The sequence below is a fragment of the Halobacterium sp. CBA1132 genome, from assembly GCF_001485535.1.
Lineage (GTDB): Archaea > Halobacteriota > Halobacteria > Halobacteriales > Halobacteriaceae > Halobacterium.
Window position 1 is genome coordinate 1,299,045 of the sequence record NZ_BCMZ01000001.1, and the last position, 18,094, is coordinate 1,317,138.

Genomic DNA, 18,094 nt, shown 5'->3' on the forward strand with positions numbered 1-18,094 from the left:
TAGTACCGAACGAACATGACTGACTCCGACGACGGACTCGGGTTCGTGCAGTTCGGCGACACGGGCCTCCAGACCAGCGAGCTGCAGTTCGGGACGTGGCGATTCGGCAAGGAGACCGAGGAGGGTAACGTCGAAATCGGCGAGAAGCGCGCGAAGAAGCTGCTGGACGCGTACGCCGACGCGGGCGGCCGCTACATCGACACCGCGGACGTCTACGGCGGCGGGAAGAGCGAGGAGTGGATCGGTGACTGGCTCGCGGACCGCGACCGCGAGCGCTACACCATCGCCTCGAAGGTCTACTGGCAGATTCGGGACGGCGACCCGAACAGCCGCGGAAACAACCGGAAGAACGTCCGGGACCGCGTGGACGCCATCCTCGACCGCCTCGACACCGACTACATCGACGTGCTGTACATCCACCGCTGGGACGACCAGACGCCGACGCGGGAGCTGATGCGGACGCTGAACGGCCTCGTGGAAGCCGGGAAGGTCCACTACATCGGCGCGTCGACGCTGCGACCGAACGCGTGGAAGGTCGCGAAGGCCAACGAACTCGCGCGCAGCGAGGGCTGGGAGCCGTTCACGGTCGTCCAGCCGCGGTACAACCTCGTGGACCGCGAAATCGAGGGAGACTACCTCGAGATGGCGCGCAGCGAGGGGCTGGCGGTCTGTCCGTGGAGCCCGCTCGGGCAGGGCTTCCTCACCGGGAAGTACGACCGCGAGGACGGCCTCACCGGCGAGTCGAAGGCCAGCGAGTCCACGCGCTGGGAGGAGGGCTACCTCACCGAGGAGAACTTCGACCTCCACGACGTGCTCGACGAGGTGGCTGCCGAAGTGGACGCGACGCCGGCACAGGTCGCGCTCGCGTGGCTGACCCACCGCGACGGCGTCACCGCGCCCATCGTCGGCGCGCGCACCGTCGACCAACTGGAGGAGAACCTCGCGGCCGCCGACATCGACCTCTCGGACGAACAGGTCGACCGGCTCACGGAAGCCAAGGAAGGCCCGTACGCCGGCCTGTAGCGGTCGCCCCGGGACGCGCTCGTTCTCCCGAATTGGCAGCCGTTCGACGGAAAACACTTAGCGGAACTCTCTCTAATGATCCAGTATGGGACTGGCGTCCACCGTCGGGAGCGTCGTCGGACTCGCGCTGCTCGCGCTGGCGGCGCTCGCGACAATCCTCGTCGGCGTCGTCGCCGCGCAGAGCCTCCTGTGGGGGCTCACCAGCGGGCGCTTCCTCACAATCTGGTTCGCTGCCGGGTTCGCGCTCACCACCGGCTTCACCGGCTACGTGATTCGGAAACGTATCGCTGGAAACGTGCTTCCGCTGGACTACGACATCTCGGTCGCGTTCCGCGGCGGACAGGGCGGACTGTGACGAAACCGCGCGCTCCGTTCGCGGTGTGTCCTTCGGTTTCTCCGGTAGTGACGCGGTAGGACCGCCCGTCATCGACGCCACTGAACTTTACTTTCGAGTATGTTTGGTTAATCGTGGCGTAGTAAAGGCTATTACGGATGCATATGTACTATATTTCGTAGAATTAAACTCGGTTAAGGACAACTATGAAACGTACTAGTGGACACGCGTCGAATCATATTCTGGTCGTGGTGGTCGGCACGGACACGACCACCAGCCGGGAGGAGCCGTGGTGAAGCGCTCGCTCGACACGCCGTTGCGGGCCGTCGTCCGCCGCCAACTCCTCCGGCAGCTACTCCGCCCCGTCGCCGCCTTCGCCGTGGTCGTCGCCGCCGGCGTCGCGGGATTCAGTTCGCTGGGCGGCATCGGCGCGGTGGACGCGCTGTTCTGGCTGCTCGACCCCACGAGCATCGAACTCCACTTTCGAGCCCACGACGGCCCCGAGACGCTCGTGAAGGCCTACGCCGTGGTCGTTCTCTCCGGGCTCGTCGTCGCCGGCCTCTGGATCGGCGAGACGGTGCTGTCGGCCGCGTTCGGCGGCCAAATCCAGACGGAACTCAAACACATGCACATCGAACAAGCAGTCGCGGACCTCCGCGGCCACGTCATCATCTGCGGGTACGGCACGTTCGGGAAGACCATCGCGCGGGCGCTCCACGACACCGACCGGGAGGTCGTCGTCATCGAGTCACAGGACGCGGAGTTCCAGCGCGCGCTCGACGACGACCTGCTCGCGATTCAAGGCGACGCCCGGCGCGAGGAGACGCTGACCGACGCCGGCGTCGAACGCGCGGGCGTCGTCGTCGGCGCCATCGACGACTCGAACGCGAACATCCAGATTGCGATGAACACCAGTCAAATCGCGCCCACCGTCCGCCTCGTCGTGCGCGTCGGCGACGACACCTACGAGCAACTCGCGCGCCGCGCCGGCGCCGACCGCGTCATCATCCCCGAAGTCGCGAGCGCCGAACAAGTCACGTCGACGCTCTAGTAGCCGGTGCCGAGGTAGGTGTGGACCGCCTCGCCGGACTCCAGTTCGTCGACGAACGCCACCGCGAAGTCCTCCATCGAGATGTAGCTCTCGCCGTCCTCGTCGGCGACGAGTTCGCCGTCCGCAGTCCGATACTCGCCCGTGCGCTCGCCGGGTTCGATGAGCGCCGCGGGCGCGACGTACGTCCAGTCGAGGTCGTCGGCCGCCTCGAACACGTCGTAGGCTTCGATTGCCGCGCGCGCCACCGGCTTCCACTCCTCGGGGAAGTCCTCGGTCTCGATGAGGCGCGTGTCGGGGCCGACGCGGAGGCCGCCAGCGCCGCCCGTCCACACGAGGCGGTCGACGCCCGCGTCGCGCATCCCCTCGACGACGGCTTCCGCCATCTCGACGAGTACCGTCACGTCCTCGTTCTCGCTGGGGCCGAGCGCGGACGCGACGGCGTCGTGGCCCTCTGCGAGGTCCGCAACGTCGATAGCGTTGGTCGCGTCGCCGGCGACTGCCTCGAAGTCGGTGTCGTCGATGCCCTCGACGTCGCCGCTCCGGGAGACGCCGGTGACCGTGTGCCCGCGGTCGAGGAGTTCGTTCGCGATTCGATGGCCGATACGGCCGCTCGCGCCGAGCAAGAGTACGTCCATACCCGACAGTTCGGCGGTGACAACCATATGGGTTTGTGAAGGGGCACTCCCCGGTGATACTCCAAGAGAATCGTGAACCGGACCGTGAACGCCCTACGCGACGGCCTCGACGGCAGCCTCCATCGCCGCGTCCTCGTCACCAAGGTCCGCGTACGCGGTCTCGTAGTGGGTCGCGAATTCGAGCGCGCGCTCGAACGCCGCCTCGCGGTCGTCGACGGTCTCGATGGGGTGCTCGCTGTCGAACTCGTCGCGATTCCCGCGAATCGCGGCGGCGCGATACCGCTCGGCGTCGTGCGGCGACGACGTCGAAACCGGGAGCACGTGTACGCCGACGTCGTGGTCCTCGCGCACGAACAGCGTCGGGTTCGTCGCGCGGTACTTCTCCGTGATGTAGTCGGGGTTCTGTACCTCCGCCCACTCCGCCGGCAGGGACGACGCCATACGCCGGCTACCGCCGGCTAGGGTTTGTGCTTTCTGGCAGATTCAGTCCTCGTCGCGGGCTTCCCGGACGGCGTCCGCGATTTCGTCGGGGTGGTCGGCGGCGACCCGGAGGACGGCGTCGTGGAGTTCGCGCTTCTCCTCGTTGCGGACGCCCGCCTCGCGCAGCGTGCGCACGACATCGAGGTCGAGTGCGTCTTCCAGCGCCGTCCACGACTCCGGGCGCGCGTACATCGGCGCCTGCTTGACGTCGTCGTACTCGAACGCCGGCTCCTCGCTGGTAGCCGACGACGCTGCGTCCCCGTCCGTGGACGCGTCCGCCGTCGCGGTGCCTTCGGAGTCACTCGCTCGGTCGTCGTCGCGTTCGGGTGCTGGCGGTTCGTCCCCGCGGTCGGCGCGGTCCTGCTCGGCGGCTTCGAGGTCGTCGAACCCCATTACCGAGTCACCTCCCCGCGCTCGACGATAGCAGCGAGTTCGTCGTACGCCGCGAGCTGGTCGCACTCGGGGTCGTAGTCTCGCAGCGGGACGCCCTCCTGATGGGCGTCGTCGATGGCCGCGCGATACCGGATTCCCGGGAGGTCGCCGTCGTAGCTCCCGTCGTCGACGGCCGCCCAGTCCGACTCCGAGAGGTACGCGAAGTTCGGGACGAGGTGGTCGATGGCGTCCCGGGTCGTGATCTCCCGGAGGAGCTTCCGGTCCCGAGTGGACTGGTCGATGCGCTTGCGGAGGTCCGAGGGGACGACCGCGAGGATGTTCAACTCGAAGTACTCGCGGGCCTCCCCGACGAGCCGGTCGAGCGTGTTCGACAGCCCTGTCTCGTAGCCGTTCTCGGGGCGCAGCGGGATGATGAGATTGCCCGTCGCGTACATCGCGTTGTCGTTGAGTTTCCCGCGGTTGGCGGGACAGTCGATAACGACGTAGTCGTACTCATCGCCGAGCAGCGGGTCGACGAGGTCGCGTTTCAACCGCGTCGTCCCCATCGTCGCCTCCTTGAGTGCGGACTGCACGCTCTCTAAGTCCTCGTGCGCGGGGAAGAGGTCCAATCCCTCCGCGACCTCGACGACGTACTCGCGGGGGTCGTCGCCCTCCAGCAGGACGGCTTCGGCGTGGTTGCCGCCGTCGCCGTCGGTGCTGTTGTACTCGTCGTCGAACCCGAGATTGAGCGTCATGTGCCCGTTGTCGTCGAGGTCGACGACGAGCGCGCGCTCGTTGCGGTGCGCGAGTTCGCGCGCGAGATTGAGTGCGGTGGTCGTCTTCGCGAAGCCTCCCTTCAGGATACCGACACTGACAGCGCGTGGTTCCGTTTGCATTGTGTACCTCGTCAGAGATAGGCACCTATTGTAGATGAGGCGCCTACGCTGAATCAGACCGATATTTCGCGCCATCAGGCATAAAACGACGGGAATAGGTAGAGAAGGTAGGCGAACAAGCCAACCCAGGTAGCATAGCTACGTTAGCTGCAATAGGTGCCTAAGGTAGCTTCGGTGCCTTTGATACCTTTCGTCGAATTTCGGCGGGACAGCGCAGGCACAAATTCTGGACCGCCTCGGAGTTCTGACGACACAGCCACGAGTCGCGGCCACCTCGGAAAGCCAGTCGACCGGACAGACAGGTACCGCACGCCACTGCCTACGGGAGGACTACATTCTCGGCCCGGCCCGTGCGAGATGCACACGCTCGGAATAGAGCTCACTATCTCTTGTTTCGTTAGCCAGCCGGTTCTTACAGTGGGCAGCGATTTAGACTGTAGCTGATTGCTACGAACAGAGCTACTGCTGAGCGAGTGGGGCAGAACACATTTTTTGACGCCGCGGGACTCTCTGTACGAACGAACAGACTATGGACGCATCTTGGCGCACAATTACGTCAGTCTCCCTCCAATTAATCTTGTACAGCCTCGTTGCTGCAGGGGTGTACTACGTTCTCTCTGATACCATGTGGCTCAGCGCAATTTCGCTGGGGACCGCTGCGGGCCTCACAGTGACACTCGTTATCTATTGGCTGGATTAGCGCGACCGTCAGTTCGTAGACCTATTACCAGTTGTTTCTGGCACTCTTCTCGAAGAGTAGCTAGGTTAGTCCGCCATCACGCCTGAAACCGCATTCAGCCCGGCCTGAATGCTCTCAGATTATACTTCCGCCGTAATATTCGGTCTATACTGTCTCGTTCGGGCGTCTAATGCGATTTCTCTCATGAGACGGCTAAACGCCAGGAATGGAGGTTCTATATCGCATTATAGAGTTTATTTTGTGCTCAGCCGCCACCCAGAGCGGTTCTTCACCGGGAACTCGGGAATCACAGCTGAGCCGTGAAAGCGAGACCGAGGCTCACGTACGTTCAGGAGCGTGGAACTTTCGAAAAGAGACGATCACACGCAATCACTACGTCGAGACAGAGGAATTCTCCGAGACCGTGCCGTCATCTGGAAAGCAGGAACTATGCGTTCTTGGGTATCACCGAGAAGATACAGTTGGTTGGTCGTGCCGCCACACCTTGGGCAGTCTCCGAGTCGCGAGCGCGCGCACGCGAGCGTGATTCTCCTGCAAACGTACTGTGACCTCTAAGGGAGATTCGTGAATGTTCGAGGCGCCGAACTACGCTGAGTCGTAATTCGCACTGGTAGCCAAACCTCCGCGGAGTTTCGTCGACGAGCAGTCACTGGTCGCTCGTCGTCGCCGTCGCTGTTGGTACTGCAGAGAGAATTTCGACAGAACCACGGTAAATAAACCGCATATTGCGATATAGAACTGGATGTACACGCCGAGCTAGCGACTGTGCTTCACCCCTCCGACAGCGAATCCGCGGAGTCAAGTGGTGTGTCGCGAGACGAGGGGTACTGTCGAGGCCAGTCGTCGAAGGAGCGCACGCGTGTGGAGATCGCGTTCGACACCCCCAAACAGTTAGAATAACAGCGTTACTTTTGTTATTCCTCTGTTTGTCAGCTCCGTAGGTTCGCAAAATACGAACAGCAGTTCTGGAAATAGTTTGCGTAGGCAACCCATATCCGGTCCAAGAATACCCGCTGTCGACTCGGTGTGGTCAGTACGAACAGCAGACTACGGCCGAATCCCTCGTGTAGCGACGCTACCTCGAGCCCGAACCCGGGTACTCACGTGGCGTTTCGGAAATCTGAATTACTCGACGAGCGGGTAAGTTTCTCGGCCGTTGTTCCCTCAGTTTTCACGATGACGTGACAGAAACGCTCCGAGCGCTTGTCCTGTGTTCGTATTTGACGAATTCGAATTCTCCTCTCGCGGATGCTACGAGTGCGAGAGGTTGAGTTCGACGACGTTCTTGGCGTTCCGGAGGTGCTGTTTGAGTTCGTTCTCGACGCGCTCCTCGGACATCCGACTCGTCGGGCCGGTGACGCTGATGGCGCCCGCGACTTCCTCGCCGTGGAAGACGGGCGTCGCGATGCACTTCAGGCCGTGAATTCGCTCCTCGCGGTCGTAGGAGAACCCTTCCGCGCGAATCTCGTCGAGTTCGTCGTGCAGTTCCTCGCGGTCCGTAATCGTGTGCTCGGTCTTCGCGGGGAGGCCGTGCTGGTCGAGGATGGCGTCCACGCGGTCCTTCGGGAGGTTCGCGAGGACCGCTTTCCCGATGGCCGTCGTGTGGAGGAGGACCTGCTGGCCGTTGTAGGAGTCGATTTTGACGGCGTTCTCGCCCTTCTTCCGGTAGACGAACGTGCCGCGGCCGTCCTGCTCGACGAGGAGGTTCGCTAGCTCCCCCGTCTCCGCCGCGACGGTCTCCAGTTCCGGTTCGGCGACCGGGTATAGCGGGACGTTGGTGCGCGCGTACGCCCCCAAGTCGAGGAAGCGCAGGCCGACCTCGTAGACGCCGTCGGTTTCCACGACGTACCCGCGATGCTCGAGCGTCTTCAGGTAGTTGTGGACGCTGCTCTTCGGGAGGCCGACGGCCTCGGTGGCTTCGGTTAGCGTCGCACCGTCCGCGTCTTTCAGGAACTCCACGAGTTCGAACGTGCGCTCGGCCGTCTTCACGGGGGTCTGGGGTCCCGTGTTTTCCTGTACCATACCCTACGAGAGTACCGGCACCGAGAAAAGCGTTCGGGAAATACGAACGCACTCAGACGATGCGGTTCCACGGGTCGCGGCCGCCGTTCAGACACCGCGCGTTGGTCGCGACGAGTCGGCCGACCTTCTCGCCGTAGTTGTCGGACTGGGCGGCCGCGTGCGGCGTAGCGATGACCTCCTCCATCTCCCAGAGCGGCGAGTCGTCGGGCAGCGGCTCCGTCGCGAACACGTCGAGGGCGGCGCCCGCGATTTCCCCGGATTCGAGGGCCGCGACGAGCGCGTCTTGGTCGACGATTTCGCCGCGGCTGACGTTCACGAGGAAGGCGTCCTCGCGCATCGCTTCGAGTTCGTCCGCGCCAATCAACCCCCGAGTGGACTCCAATAGGGGCGTGGTGAGCACGACGAAGCGCGCGTCCGCGACGGCCTCGCTGACCCGCCCGACGTCGTAGACGCGGTCGAGGCCGAGCGACGACACCGGGCGCACGTCGACGCCCCAGACGTCCATCCCGAGGACGCCCGCTCGCGTCGCGACGCTCCCGCCGAGCGCCCCGAGCCCGACCACGCAGACCGAGGACTGCCCCAACTCGAACGGGCGCTGCCACGGGATTCGCTCCCAGTCGGCGTCGTTCTGTCTGTCGCGGTAGCGGTGCAAGCCCTTCGCCTGCATCATCAGGAGGCCGATGGCCGTCTCCGCGACGAGGTCGCCGGCGATGCCGGTGCTGTTGGTCAGCGTGATGTCCCGGTCCTCGTAGGCGTCCAGCGGGAAGTCCTCGTAGCCCGAGCGGATGGTGTGGACCCACTCGACGCTGTCGAGGAACTCGTCGTGGTGGTAGACTGTCACGGCGCCGTCGCAGTCCGCGAGGTCCGCGACGTCCCGGACGACCACCTCGCAGCCGAGGCCCGAGAGTTGGTCGCGGAGGTGCTTGGGGGGACACGGGTGGTCGCCCCACTCCAGAATCGCGATTCGGTCGATGGTTGACGCGGCGGCCATACGCCTGGGTCGCCGTGCGCCGTGGTAACTCTTTGGGCGATTACCGGTTGACGGTGTGAATCGCCTGCCCTTGCGCGTGCTCGGCGGCCTCCATCACCGCCTCCGAGAGCGTCGGGTGCGTGTGGACCGTGGACGCGACGTCTGCGAGCGTGGCGCCCATCTCGATGGCGAGCGTGACTTCTGCGACGAGTTCGCTAGCCTCCGGGCCGACGATTTGCGCGCCCAGTACGAATCCGGCGTCACCGCTCGCGATGAGGCGAACGAACCCGTCGTCGTTGCCCGTGGTCAGCGACCGGCCGTTCGCGCGGAACGGCATCTCGCCGACGACGGGGTCGAAGCCCGCTTCCTCCGCGTCCGCCTCGCTCATCCCGACCGTCGCGATTTCGGGGTCGGTGAACACCACCTTCGGGATGGCTTGCTGGTCGAGCGCCTTCGGTTCGCCGGCGATGACTTCCGCCGCGACGATTCCCTCCTTGCTGGCCTCGTGCGCGAGCATCGGTTCGCCGGCCACGTCGCCGACGGCGAAAACGTTCTCGACGGCCGTGCGCGCCTGCTCGTCCGTCGCGAGGAAGCCGTTCTCGTCGGGTTCGAGACCGATTGCGTCCAGTTCCAGCGTGTCCGTGACGGGTTCGCGCCCGACGGCGACGAGTACCTTCTCGGCGTCGTACGTCGACTCCTCGCCGTCTTCGGTCTCGGTGGTAACCGTGATGTCGCCGTCCTCGCCCGCCCAGCCGGCCGCGCCCTCACCGAACTGGAAGTCGATGCCGAGGTCCTCCGCGCGCGCTTTCACGACATCCGTGAGGCGACTGTCGTAGCCCGGGAGGACGTCGTCGAGCATCTCCACGACGGTGACGTCCGCGCCCGCTTTCGCGAATGTCGTCGACAGCTCCATGCCGATGTATCCCGCGCCGACGACGACGAGTTCCTCAGGCACCTCGTCGGTCGCCAGCGCGTCTCTCGACGACCACACCGCGTCGTCGGCGAACTCGAAGCCCGGCACCTCGATAGGGCGCGAACCGGTCGCGACGATGGCGTGCTCGAACTCGATTGTCTCCATTCCCTGCCCGCTGCCGCCGTGCGCGACTCGGACCGTGTTCTCGTCCTCGAAGGCCGCCGTGCCGTCGACGAGTTTCACGCCGTTGGCCTTACAGAGCTTCTCGACGCCGCCCGTGAGTTGGTCGACGACGTCGTCCTTCCAGTCTGCCATCGCCGCCATGTCGACCTCCGTCTCCGCCTGCACGCCCATCGCCTCGGCGTTGGCGGCGTCGTGCGCGAGGTCGGTCGCCGTGATGAACGCCTTCGAGGGGATGCAGCCGTAGTTCAGACACGTTCCGCCGTAGGCGTCGCGCTCGACGAGCGTCGTGTCGAGGCCGCGTTGCGCCGCCCGAATCGCCGCGACGTAGCCGCCCGGCCCGCCGCCGACGACGAGCACGTCAGTGCCAGTCGCTATGTCGCCCATTACCATACCACCTGCTTCGCGGTCCCCCGCTAAAAGTCCACGTGTTCGTTCAGCCCCTTACAGCAGGAGGCGCGCTGGCTGCCCGAGCAGTTCCTGCACGCGGTTCGTGAACTGCGCGGCCTCCGCGCCGTCGACGAGCCGGTGGTCGACGGACATCGACAGCCGCATCGTCTCGCGGGCGACGACTTCGTCGTCAACGACCCACGGACGCTTCTTGACGGGGCCCATCGCGAGGATAGCTGCTTCAGGATGGTTGATAATCGGCGAGGAGAACTCGCCGCCGATGACGCCGATGTTCGTGATGGTGAACGTGCCGCCCTGCATCTCCGAGCGCTTGAGTTCGCGGCTCCGCGCTCGGGACGCGAGGTCGTGGATTTCCCCGGCGAGTTCGACGAGGCTCTTCCGGTCGGCGTGTTTCACGACGGGGACCATCAGGCCGTGGTCGGTCGCCACCGCGATGCCGATGTTGTACTCGTCGTGAAGGACGATTTCCTCGGCGTCCTCGTCGAGGCTGGAGTTCAGATACGGGAACTCCTGGAGCGCTCGCGTCACCGCCTTCACGACGAACGGCAGGTACGTGAGGTTCACGCCCTCGGCCTCGGCGGCGTCGGCGAGTTCCTCGCGGACGCCCACGAGGTCGGCGGCGTCGAACTCGTCGTGGTGGGCGACGTGGGGCGCGGTGTACTTCGAGCGCGCCATCTGGTCGCCGATGGTCTTGCGAATCCCGCTGTACGGCACGCGCTCGCCGGCACCCGGTCCAGACGCGGCCTCCGTGCTGGACGCTGGCTCGGCCGCCTCCCCGCCGGATTCGACGAACTCGCGGACGTCCGCGGGCGTGACGAACGCCTCGCCGTCGCGCTCCTCGCTGGCGGGCACGTCGTTGATGTCGACGCCCGCCTCCCGGGCGAGTTGGCGGGTCGCGGGCATCGCGAGTGTCCGGTCGCGGACCGCGCCGTCGCTCTCGACGACGACGGGCGTCTCGTCGGTCGATTCGCTATCCTCGGATTCCGCCGGTTCGGCGCCCTCACTGCTGGATTCGGCGTGCGAGCGCACGTCGGCGGCCGTGATGCGGCCGCCCGGCCCGCTGCCCGAGACTGCCGCGAGGTCCACGTCGAGTTCCCGCGCGAGCGTCCGCGTGCTCGGCGACGCGAACACGCGCTCGGCGTCGGCTGTCTCGTCGTCGACCGATTCGACGGCGGATTCCAGTTCCTCGTCCTCGGATTCGCTCGCACTCTCCGTTGCTGTTTCGTCGCTTGGCTCGCCCTCGACGTCGAACGTGACGATGACGGAGTCGACGGGAACCGTCTCACCCTCCGCCGCGTGGAGTTCTTTCACGGTACCGTCGTACGGGGACGGCACCTCCACGAGCGCCTTGTCAGTCTCGACTTCGGCTATCGTCTGGTCGGCTTCGACAGTCTCTCCGACCTCGACTAGCCACGAGACGAGTTCACCCTCCGCGATACCCTCACCGAGGTCCGGTAGCTCGAACGTCTGCTCGGCCATACTCTGTACGCGTCGGCCGACCCTTTCAGTATTTCTGTCTATCAGAAAAGTGATAGTTACTCAGGCGGAAAGCGCGTTCTCGATGGCGTCGAGGATGCGCGGCGAGTGCGGGAAGTAGTAGTCCTCCATCGACAGCAGCGGCACCGGCGTGTCGAAGCCAGTGACGCGCTCGACCGGGGCTTCGAGGTACATCAGCGCCTCGTCGTTGATGCGCGCGACGATGTCGCCGCCGACACCGTTGCTCCGCGCGCCCTCGTGGACGACCACCGCTCGGCCCGTCTTCTTCACGGACTCCGCGATGGTCTCGGTGTCCAGCGGCGAGATGGTGCGGATGTCGATGACCTCCGCGTCGGCATCGAGTTCGTCGACGGCTTCCAGCGTCGCCGGCATCATCGACCCCCAGCTAATCACCGTCACGTCCTCGCCCTCGCGGCGGACGGCGGCTTCGCCGAGGGGAACCTCGTAGTCCTCCTCGGGCACCTCCTCGCGGAACGAGCGGTAGATGCGTTTCGGCTCCATGAACAGCACGGGGTCCGGGTCGCGAATCGACGCGAGCAACAGCCCCTTCGTGTCGTGGGGGGTGCTCGGCGCGACCACCTTCAGTCCGGGAATGTGGGCGTACGCGCCCTCCATGCTCTCGGAGTGGTGTTCGAGCGCGCGCACGCCGGCGCCGTACGGCATCCGCACGACTATCGGCGCGGTGAGTTCGCCACGGGTGCGCCAGCGGATGCGGCTGGCGTTCGTCACGAGCTGGTCGAACGCCGGCGGCAGGAACCCCGAGAACTGAATCTCGGCGACCGGCCGCAGGCCGTACATCGCCAGCCCCGTCGCCGCGCCGACGATGGCAATCTCCGAGAGCGGCGTGTCGACCACGCGAGTCTCCCCGTAGTCCTCGAGGAGTTCGTCGGTCGCGCGGAACACGCCGCCGCTCTCGGCGACGTCCTCCCCGAAGACGATCACGTCGTCGTCGGCCGCCATCTCCGTGTGTAGTGCGTCGTTGACTGCTTCTACGATAGTTGCCTGCATGAGTCACCCCTTGGGTCGCTGCTCGATGTAGTCGTACAGTTCGGGCCGGCGGTCGAGGAGGTCGACGAACTCCTCGTACTGGCGCTGGAGTTCCGGCGGCATCTCCTCGTAGACGTGCGCGAAGATTTCGACGATTTCTCGCTCTGCGAACTCGTTGGCGGCGTCCAGCGCGGCGTCGAACTCCGCTTCGATTTCGTCGACGATGGCGTCGTGGTCGACGTCCGCCCACAGGCCCTCGGCTTTCAGGAACTCGCGGTAGCGCTCCAGCGGGTCGTTTTCCTCCCACGCGTCGACTTCCTCGTCGCTGCGGTAGCGCGTCGGGTCGTCGCTGGTGGTGTGGGCGTCCAGCCGGTAGGTCACGGACTCCACGAACACTGGTTCGCCCTCGCGGACGCGCTCGCGGGCCTCCTCGACGGCCTCGTAGACGGCGAGGACGTCCTGCCCGTCGACGCGGATGGCGTCCATGCCGTACGCGAGCGCCTTCTGCGCGAGCGTGTTCGCTCCGGTCTGTTCGTCGGCGGACAGCGAGATGGCGTACTGGTTGTTCTGACAGAAGAACAGCGCGGGGACGCCGAGCGCCCCCGCGAAGTTGATGGCCTCGTGGGCGGCGCCCGTGGAGGTCGCGCCGTCGCCGAGGTACGCGGTGGCGATTGCGTCGTCGCCGCTGAGGTCCATCCCCCACGCCAGCCCCGCGACCAGCGGGAGGTGGCTGCCGATGGAGATGGCGATTTGGGAGTTGTGCTCTGCGAACGACTGTTGGCCCTCCTCGATACCGCGCCAGAACAGGATCATGTCCTTCATCGGAACGCCACGCATGAACATCGGCGTCCACGCGCGGCCCACGTAGAGCCAGTCCTCCGGTTGGAGGTGGTAGGCGCTCCCGATGATGCTCGCCTCCTGCCCGCGGGTCGACCCGAAGGTTCCGAGTTCTCCGCGGCGCTGGATGCTCACCATCCGCCTGCTGAACACGCGGTCGGTGAGCATCCACCGGTAGAGGTCCCGGAACTGCTCGGCGTCGAGGTCGGGGACGTCGTCGGCGTCGTAGGACCCGTCCGGTTCCACAATCTGGTGGGTGTCGACCGTGAGGTCGTCCTGCGTGAGGAACCGGGGTTCGCCAGCGCTGACGGCAGCGTTGGCTGGGTGGTCGGTTGGTTCGTTCTCGGTCATTCGACGAGTACGACGTTGTGCAGGGGGCTAAATAAATTAGTGGGTGGGTACCACGCACCGACCGCCGCGTGCTGGCGTGCGACGAAACTGGACAGCCAGCCGGAAACCGACTAAAGATTTATTATAAACCGTCACCTCCGTTCACCCATGTCGTCCGTTCACACGGCGGTGGTCAGCCGATGATAGACCCCAGCGAACACCTCGTGGTCGACTGCGACTGGCACTACGCGGACACGTTCACGCAGGTGGCACCGTACATGCCGGAACCGTGGAAGACGAAGTTCCAGAAGAGCGGCTGGGGCGGCACGGGCGTCAAACAGAACCTGAGCGCGTTCTTCCCCGCGTCGACCGGCAACCGATTCAACTACGGGAAAATCGAGCGCGAGTTCTCCGAATACCCCGACGGCGGCGACGACAAACAGGACATCGTCGAGGGGATGGACCACCTCGACATCGACGTGACGCTCCAGATTTCGCACCTGATTCTGGCGATGGGCGGCATCAGCGCCGACGACCGCCGGGTCGAGGCGTTCGTGGAGGGGTACATCGACTACATGCTCGAAGAAGTGCTGGACCCCGACGAGGGCATCTACGGCCTCGCACCGATGCCGTACCACGACATCGACGCGTCGCTGGACGTGCTGGACCGCATCGAGGACGAGGAAGCCTTCGTGGGCGTCGTGATGGTCACCGCGGGCGCGAGTCCGCCGCTGGGCAACCGCAAGTACGACCCCATCTACGAGCGCTGCGAGGAGGAAGGCTACCCGGTCGTCTACCACACCGGCGGCTCCGGCCTCGACGACTACGTCCGCGCGGGCTACCAGGACATGATCGAGACGCACACGCTCGGGTTCCTCGAATCCAACATGTCCCAGATCGTCAGCGTGGCGTGTCAGGGCGTCGCCGAGAAGTTCCCGGACCTCGAAATCGTGTTCATGGAGTCCGGCGTCACCTACATCCCGGGGCTGGTCAGCCGCATCAACGAGGAGTACCTCAAGCGCTCCGAGGAGGCACCACTGTTGGAGAAGAAGCCGGGTGACTACATCACGGACTTCTACTTCGGCACGCAGCCGCTGGAGGTGTCCGCGCGCCCGGACCTCCTCGAAGTCTGCTTCGACATGATCGGAACTGACCGGATGCTGTACGCTTCGGACTACCCCCACTGGGACTTCGACAGTCCGAGCGTCATCACCGACCTCCCGATGCTCAGCGACGAGGACAGGAAGAACATTCTCGGGCAGAACGCCGTGGAGGTGTTCGACCTATGAGCGCCGAGACCCGCGTCGAGGTCGGCCCCGCCGCCGACTTCGAGGACGGCGACGCCGAACTCGTGCAGGTCGGGCGCGCGGAGGTCGGCGTCATCAAGGCCGACGGGAAGTTCTACGCGCTGCGCAACCAGTGCCCACACGACGGCGGCCCGGTCTGCGAGGGGAAAGTCGAACCGCGACTCGTCGGTGAGTGGGGCGGCCCCGGCGAGCGCGTCGAACAAGAGTACGACGACGACCAGTGTATCATCTCGTGTCCGTGGCACGGGTGGTCGTTCGACATCGAGACGGGCAAGCACATCGGGGACGACCGCTACGTCCTCCCGACGTACGAAGTCGTCGTGGAGGACGGCGTCGTCTACGTCAACGCCGAATAGCCGTTCTCCGGCGTTACAGCCCTTCTAATTGCCTTTTGAGAGAGTGACAATCACCCCCAAATTTTCGTTCCTGTCCGTAATATCAGATACTATATATACACCTATCTTTTTGTGAGTTGAGCGTGGTGTATGGTACGATGGCACGCACGATTACCAACAGGCGTACGTTTCTGAAGAGTGGCACAGCCGCAGCGGCGGTCGGACTCACTGGCATCACCGGCTGCCTCGGCGGCGGTGGCGGCGGCGCGTCGGACCTCAGCCTCGCGTTCACGGTCCCGGTCGAGAACCTCGGCTCGCTGTTCGACATCCCGGAACTTCGCGACGAACTACCGAACGTCGGCGAGTCGTACGAACTGGACGTCACGCGCAACGAGAGCACGCCAGACTCGCTGAACGCGATGGCAGCCGGCGAGGTCGACCTCGCGCTGCTCACCACAGTGAGCTACGGGTCCGCGGTCAGCCAGGAGGCGGTCCCCGGGAACATCTCGATGATCTCGACGGACTTCTGGGACGCCCACCCCGAGTGGTACGGGTTCACGCTGTTCGCCGGCCCCGACACCGGCATCAGCGAACCGGCGGACCTCGAAGGCGCGAAGATCGGCGTGAACGCGCAGGGTACCGGCACCCACGCGGTCATCTCGAAGGCCCTGCGGTCGGCGGGCATCGACCCGCAGAACGGCGCCGAAATCGTGGAACTGCCGTTCCCGTCGATTACCTCCGGCATCAAGGACGGCGTCATCGACGTGGCAATCTACCCCGCGCTGTTCGCGGTCGGCGCGCGCGCCGAGGGCTTCACCGAAGTCGTCACCAGCCAAGACCTCTGGGACGAGGAGTACCCGTTCGCGTACACGGTCGCGTCCAACAACTCCCTCGACAAGAAGTCCGACGCCATCGAGTTGTTCGGCGAGGACCTCGCGGAACTCGTTCAGTACAGCTACGAAAACCGCTCGGAGGTCGTCTCGCTGGCGGCCGAACACTTCGAACTCCCGGAGAGCGTCGTTGGCGGGTTCTTCCTGAACAACAACGACTACTACCGCCAGGACATCACCATCGACATGGACCGCCTCCAGTCCACCATCGACGAACTCGTGGACCTGGGCTTCCTCGAAGAGAGCTTCGACGTCTCCGAGTACGCCACCAACGACTACGTTCCGTCCATCAACTGAGACGAGGCACAGCCGGTTCGCCGCTTCCTTTTTGCGACCGAGAGAAGAAGAGAACGAGCGCGCGTTACGTCCAGCGAAGCAGACGGCTCCGTGCGGCCCGCAGCAGGCGGTCGAGGAGCAGGCCAACCAGCATGATGGCGATGATGGCGGCGTACGTCTGCGTCGACTGGAACGACCGCACGCCCTCGATTTCGAGCGCGCCGAGGCCGCCGCCGCCCGCAATCATCTCGAAGACGAACGTGATGATGAGCGACAGCGGCAGCGCAATCTGGATGCCGGTAACGATGCCGGGTGCGGCCGCCGGCAGGACGACGCGCCACAGCAGGCGCGTGTCGCTGGTTCCCATCATGCGCGCCGCCCACACGAGGTTCTTCTCGACCTGCTTGGTGGACTGGCGGGCGTTCACCGCGATGGGCCAGAACGTCCCCACCGCGACCATGATGATCTTCGAGGTGTCGCCGATGCCGAACCACAGCATGAACACCGGGATGAGCGCGATAATCGGCACCGGGTACCCGATCTTGATAATCGGGTCGAAGAACCAGTCCGCGACGCGGTTGCGCGCGCTCACTACGCCGACCGTGACGCCCGCGACGATGGCGATGGCGAGGCCGAGGAACGCGCGCTTCAGCGTGAGGTACGCGTTGTCCAGCATCTTGCCGTTCATCGTCAGTTCGACGAACCGGCCGAGGACGTCCGACAGCGGCGGCAGGAAGTAGTAGTGAATCCAGCCCATCTGGGTGACTGTCTCCCAGAGCACGAGGATGATGACCAGCGAGTACACCGACTTCAGGACCTCCACCAGCACCGACGCGTCGAGGTCACGCGGGTTGGTCACGTCCATACTAACACCCGTTCACGGAGCAGTTCGAACCCGCGGACGGCGAAGTACGCCACCGCGGAGATGACGACGATGTTCGCGAACATCGTCGCGTAGTTGCCGATCTGTCCGGCCGTCAGGATGAGGTAGCCGATGCCTTGGTCGGAGGCGATGAGCTCCGCGCTCACCAGCGCGATGAACGCAATCGGGACCGCCTGCCGGATGCCGGTCATGATCTCGGGAACCGTCGCGGGGATGATGACCTTGACGAACAGGCGTCGGCCGTCGGTGCCCATCATCTTCGCCGCCCAGACGAGGTTCTGGTCGACGCTCTCGGCGGCGTTGTACGCGTTCATCACGATCGGCAGCAGGCACGCGAGGAACACGATGAGGACCGCGGTCTGGGTGCCGACGCCCAGCCAGAGAATCGCCAGCGGCACCAGCGCCGTCTTCGGAATCGGGTACGTGAGCGCGAGCAGAATCTCGAAGAAGTTCTCGACGGGTTCGAGGCGCGCCATCCCGATGCCGAGCAACACGCCGGCGGCGATACTCAACCCGAGGCCGACGCCGATGCGGTACAGCGAGATTAATAGGTGCGAGTACATCGTCCCCTCGACGATGAGCGTCTGAATCTCGCCGACGACGATGGTCGGCGACGGCAACACGGCCGCCGGGACGAACGCCCCGCTGACGTACTCCCAGAAGACGACGACGATAGCGAGGGGGATCCAGTCGAAGACGAACTTCCCGGCTCGCTGGAGCGGACCGGGGACGTTCTCGAAGGACCGGACCGTAGCGTTGCTCACG

Annotated in this window: 18 protein-coding genes; 6 read left to right on the forward strand and 12 right to left on the reverse strand. The window is 65.0% G+C overall.

Annotation, left to right across the window (positions count from 1 at the left end):
- Window positions 1-15 precede the first annotated feature (15 nt).
- The 3 genes from AVZ66_RS06750 (at window position 16) to AVZ66_RS06760 (ending at window position 2,408) form a co-directional block, all read left to right on the forward strand.
- Window positions 16-1,023 (forward strand): aldo/keto reductase, encoded by a 1,008-nt coding sequence (locus AVZ66_RS06750; RefSeq protein ID WP_058983031.1) that lies wholly within the window; start codon window positions 16-18, stop codon window positions 1,021-1,023.
- Between the two features lie 85 nt (window positions 1,024-1,108).
- On the forward strand, window positions 1,109-1,378 hold the full coding sequence (locus tag AVZ66_RS06755; protein ID WP_058983033.1) for a hypothetical protein: 270 nt from the start codon (window positions 1,109-1,111) through the stop codon (window positions 1,376-1,378).
- 271 nt (window positions 1,379-1,649) lie between these two features.
- On the forward strand, window positions 1,650-2,408 hold the full coding sequence (locus AVZ66_RS06760; RefSeq protein WP_058983036.1) for a TrkA family potassium uptake protein: 759 nt from the start codon (window positions 1,650-1,652) through the stop codon (window positions 2,406-2,408).
- On the opposite strand, the gene AVZ66_RS06765 is transcribed toward AVZ66_RS06760, so the two are convergent.
- From AVZ66_RS06765 to AVZ66_RS06810, 10 genes are all read right to left on the reverse strand, one after another.
- Window positions 2,405-3,043: an NAD(P)-dependent oxidoreductase gene (locus tag AVZ66_RS06765; protein ID WP_058984668.1), complete on the reverse strand. Its 639-nt coding sequence runs from the start codon at window positions 3,041-3,043 to the stop codon at window positions 2,405-2,407. The two genes, AVZ66_RS06760 and AVZ66_RS06765, sit on opposite strands and share 4 nt — an antisense overlap.
- A 93-nt stretch (window positions 3,044-3,136) precedes the next feature.
- Complete coding sequence (locus AVZ66_RS06770; RefSeq protein ID WP_058983037.1) at window positions 3,137-3,484, reverse strand: hypothetical protein; 348 nt, start codon at window positions 3,482-3,484, stop codon at window positions 3,137-3,139.
- Between the two features lie 42 nt (window positions 3,485-3,526).
- A complete protein-coding gene (locus AVZ66_RS06775) occupies window positions 3,527-3,916 on the reverse strand; it encodes a hypothetical protein (RefSeq protein ID WP_058983039.1) in 390 nt (129 codons plus the stop codon).
- Window positions 3,916-4,791, reverse strand: a complete 876-nt coding sequence (locus AVZ66_RS06780) for a ParA family protein (RefSeq protein ID WP_058983040.1) — start codon at window positions 4,789-4,791, stop codon at window positions 3,916-3,918. The genes AVZ66_RS06775 and AVZ66_RS06780 overlap by 1 nt, the downstream gene beginning before the upstream one ends.
- Window positions 4,792-6,742: 1,951 nt before the next feature.
- Window positions 6,743-7,513 (reverse strand): IclR family transcriptional regulator, encoded by a 771-nt coding sequence (locus AVZ66_RS06785; protein ID WP_058983043.1) that lies wholly within the window; start codon window positions 7,511-7,513, stop codon window positions 6,743-6,745.
- A 52-nt stretch (window positions 7,514-7,565) separates the two neighbouring features.
- Entirely contained in the window at window positions 7,566-8,504 is a 939-nt protein-coding gene (locus tag AVZ66_RS06790; protein ID WP_058983044.1) for a D-2-hydroxyacid dehydrogenase, read from the reverse strand.
- Window positions 8,505-8,544: 40 nt separating this feature from the next.
- Window positions 8,545-9,969, reverse strand: coding sequence for a dihydrolipoyl dehydrogenase (lpdA, locus tag AVZ66_RS06795; RefSeq protein WP_058983047.1), 1,425 nt, complete (start codon window positions 9,967-9,969; stop codon window positions 8,545-8,547).
- Window positions 9,970-10,020: 51 nt separating this feature from the next.
- The gene (locus AVZ66_RS06800) at window positions 10,021-11,466 is read right to left on the reverse strand and encodes a 2-oxo acid dehydrogenase subunit E2 (protein ID WP_058983049.1); all 1,446 of its coding nucleotides are present in this window, start codon (window positions 11,464-11,466) and stop codon (window positions 10,021-10,023) included.
- A gap of 60 nt (window positions 11,467-11,526) precedes the next feature.
- Complete coding sequence (locus AVZ66_RS06805; RefSeq protein ID WP_058983051.1) at window positions 11,527-12,492, reverse strand: alpha-ketoacid dehydrogenase subunit beta; 966 nt, start codon at window positions 12,490-12,492, stop codon at window positions 11,527-11,529.
- Window positions 12,493-12,495: 3 nt separating this feature from the next.
- Window positions 12,496-13,659 carry a thiamine pyrophosphate-dependent enzyme gene (locus AVZ66_RS06810; protein WP_058983053.1) on the reverse strand — a complete coding sequence of 388 codons (1,164 nt, stop codon included), beginning with the start codon at window positions 13,657-13,659 and terminating at the stop codon, window positions 12,496-12,498.
- Between the two features lie 179 nt (window positions 13,660-13,838).
- On the opposite strand from AVZ66_RS06810, the gene AVZ66_RS06815 reads away from it, so the two are divergent.
- The 3 genes from AVZ66_RS06815 to AVZ66_RS06825 all read left to right on the forward strand — a co-directional run bounded on the left by AVZ66_RS06815 (window position 13,839) and on the right by AVZ66_RS06825 (window position 16,467).
- Window positions 13,839-14,927 carry an amidohydrolase family protein gene (locus AVZ66_RS06815; protein ID WP_058983055.1) on the forward strand — a complete coding sequence of 363 codons (1,089 nt, stop codon included), beginning with the start codon at window positions 13,839-13,841 and terminating at the stop codon, window positions 14,925-14,927.
- The gene (locus AVZ66_RS06820) at window positions 14,924-15,301 is read left to right on the forward strand and encodes a Rieske (2Fe-2S) protein (protein WP_058983056.1); all 378 of its coding nucleotides are present in this window, start codon (window positions 14,924-14,926) and stop codon (window positions 15,299-15,301) included. Before AVZ66_RS06815 ends, AVZ66_RS06820 begins: the two co-directional genes overlap by 4 nt.
- Before the next feature lie 137 nt (window positions 15,302-15,438).
- Window positions 15,439-16,467, forward strand: a complete 1,029-nt coding sequence (locus AVZ66_RS06825; protein ID WP_058983058.1) for an ABC transporter substrate-binding protein — start codon at window positions 15,439-15,441, stop codon at window positions 16,465-16,467.
- A gap of 64 nt (window positions 16,468-16,531) precedes the next feature.
- On the opposite strand, the gene AVZ66_RS06830 is transcribed toward AVZ66_RS06825, so the two are convergent.
- Together AVZ66_RS06830 and AVZ66_RS06835 are read right to left on the reverse strand one after the other, a co-directional pair.
- Entirely contained in the window at window positions 16,532-17,311 is a 780-nt protein-coding gene (locus AVZ66_RS06830) for an ABC transporter permease (protein WP_058983060.1), read from the reverse strand.
- Window positions 17,302-18,093, reverse strand: a complete 792-nt coding sequence (locus AVZ66_RS06835) for an ABC transporter permease (RefSeq protein ID WP_058983062.1) — start codon at window positions 18,091-18,093, stop codon at window positions 17,302-17,304. The genes AVZ66_RS06830 and AVZ66_RS06835 overlap by 10 nt, the downstream gene beginning before the upstream one ends.
- Between the last annotated feature and the right edge of the window lies 1 nt (window position 18,094).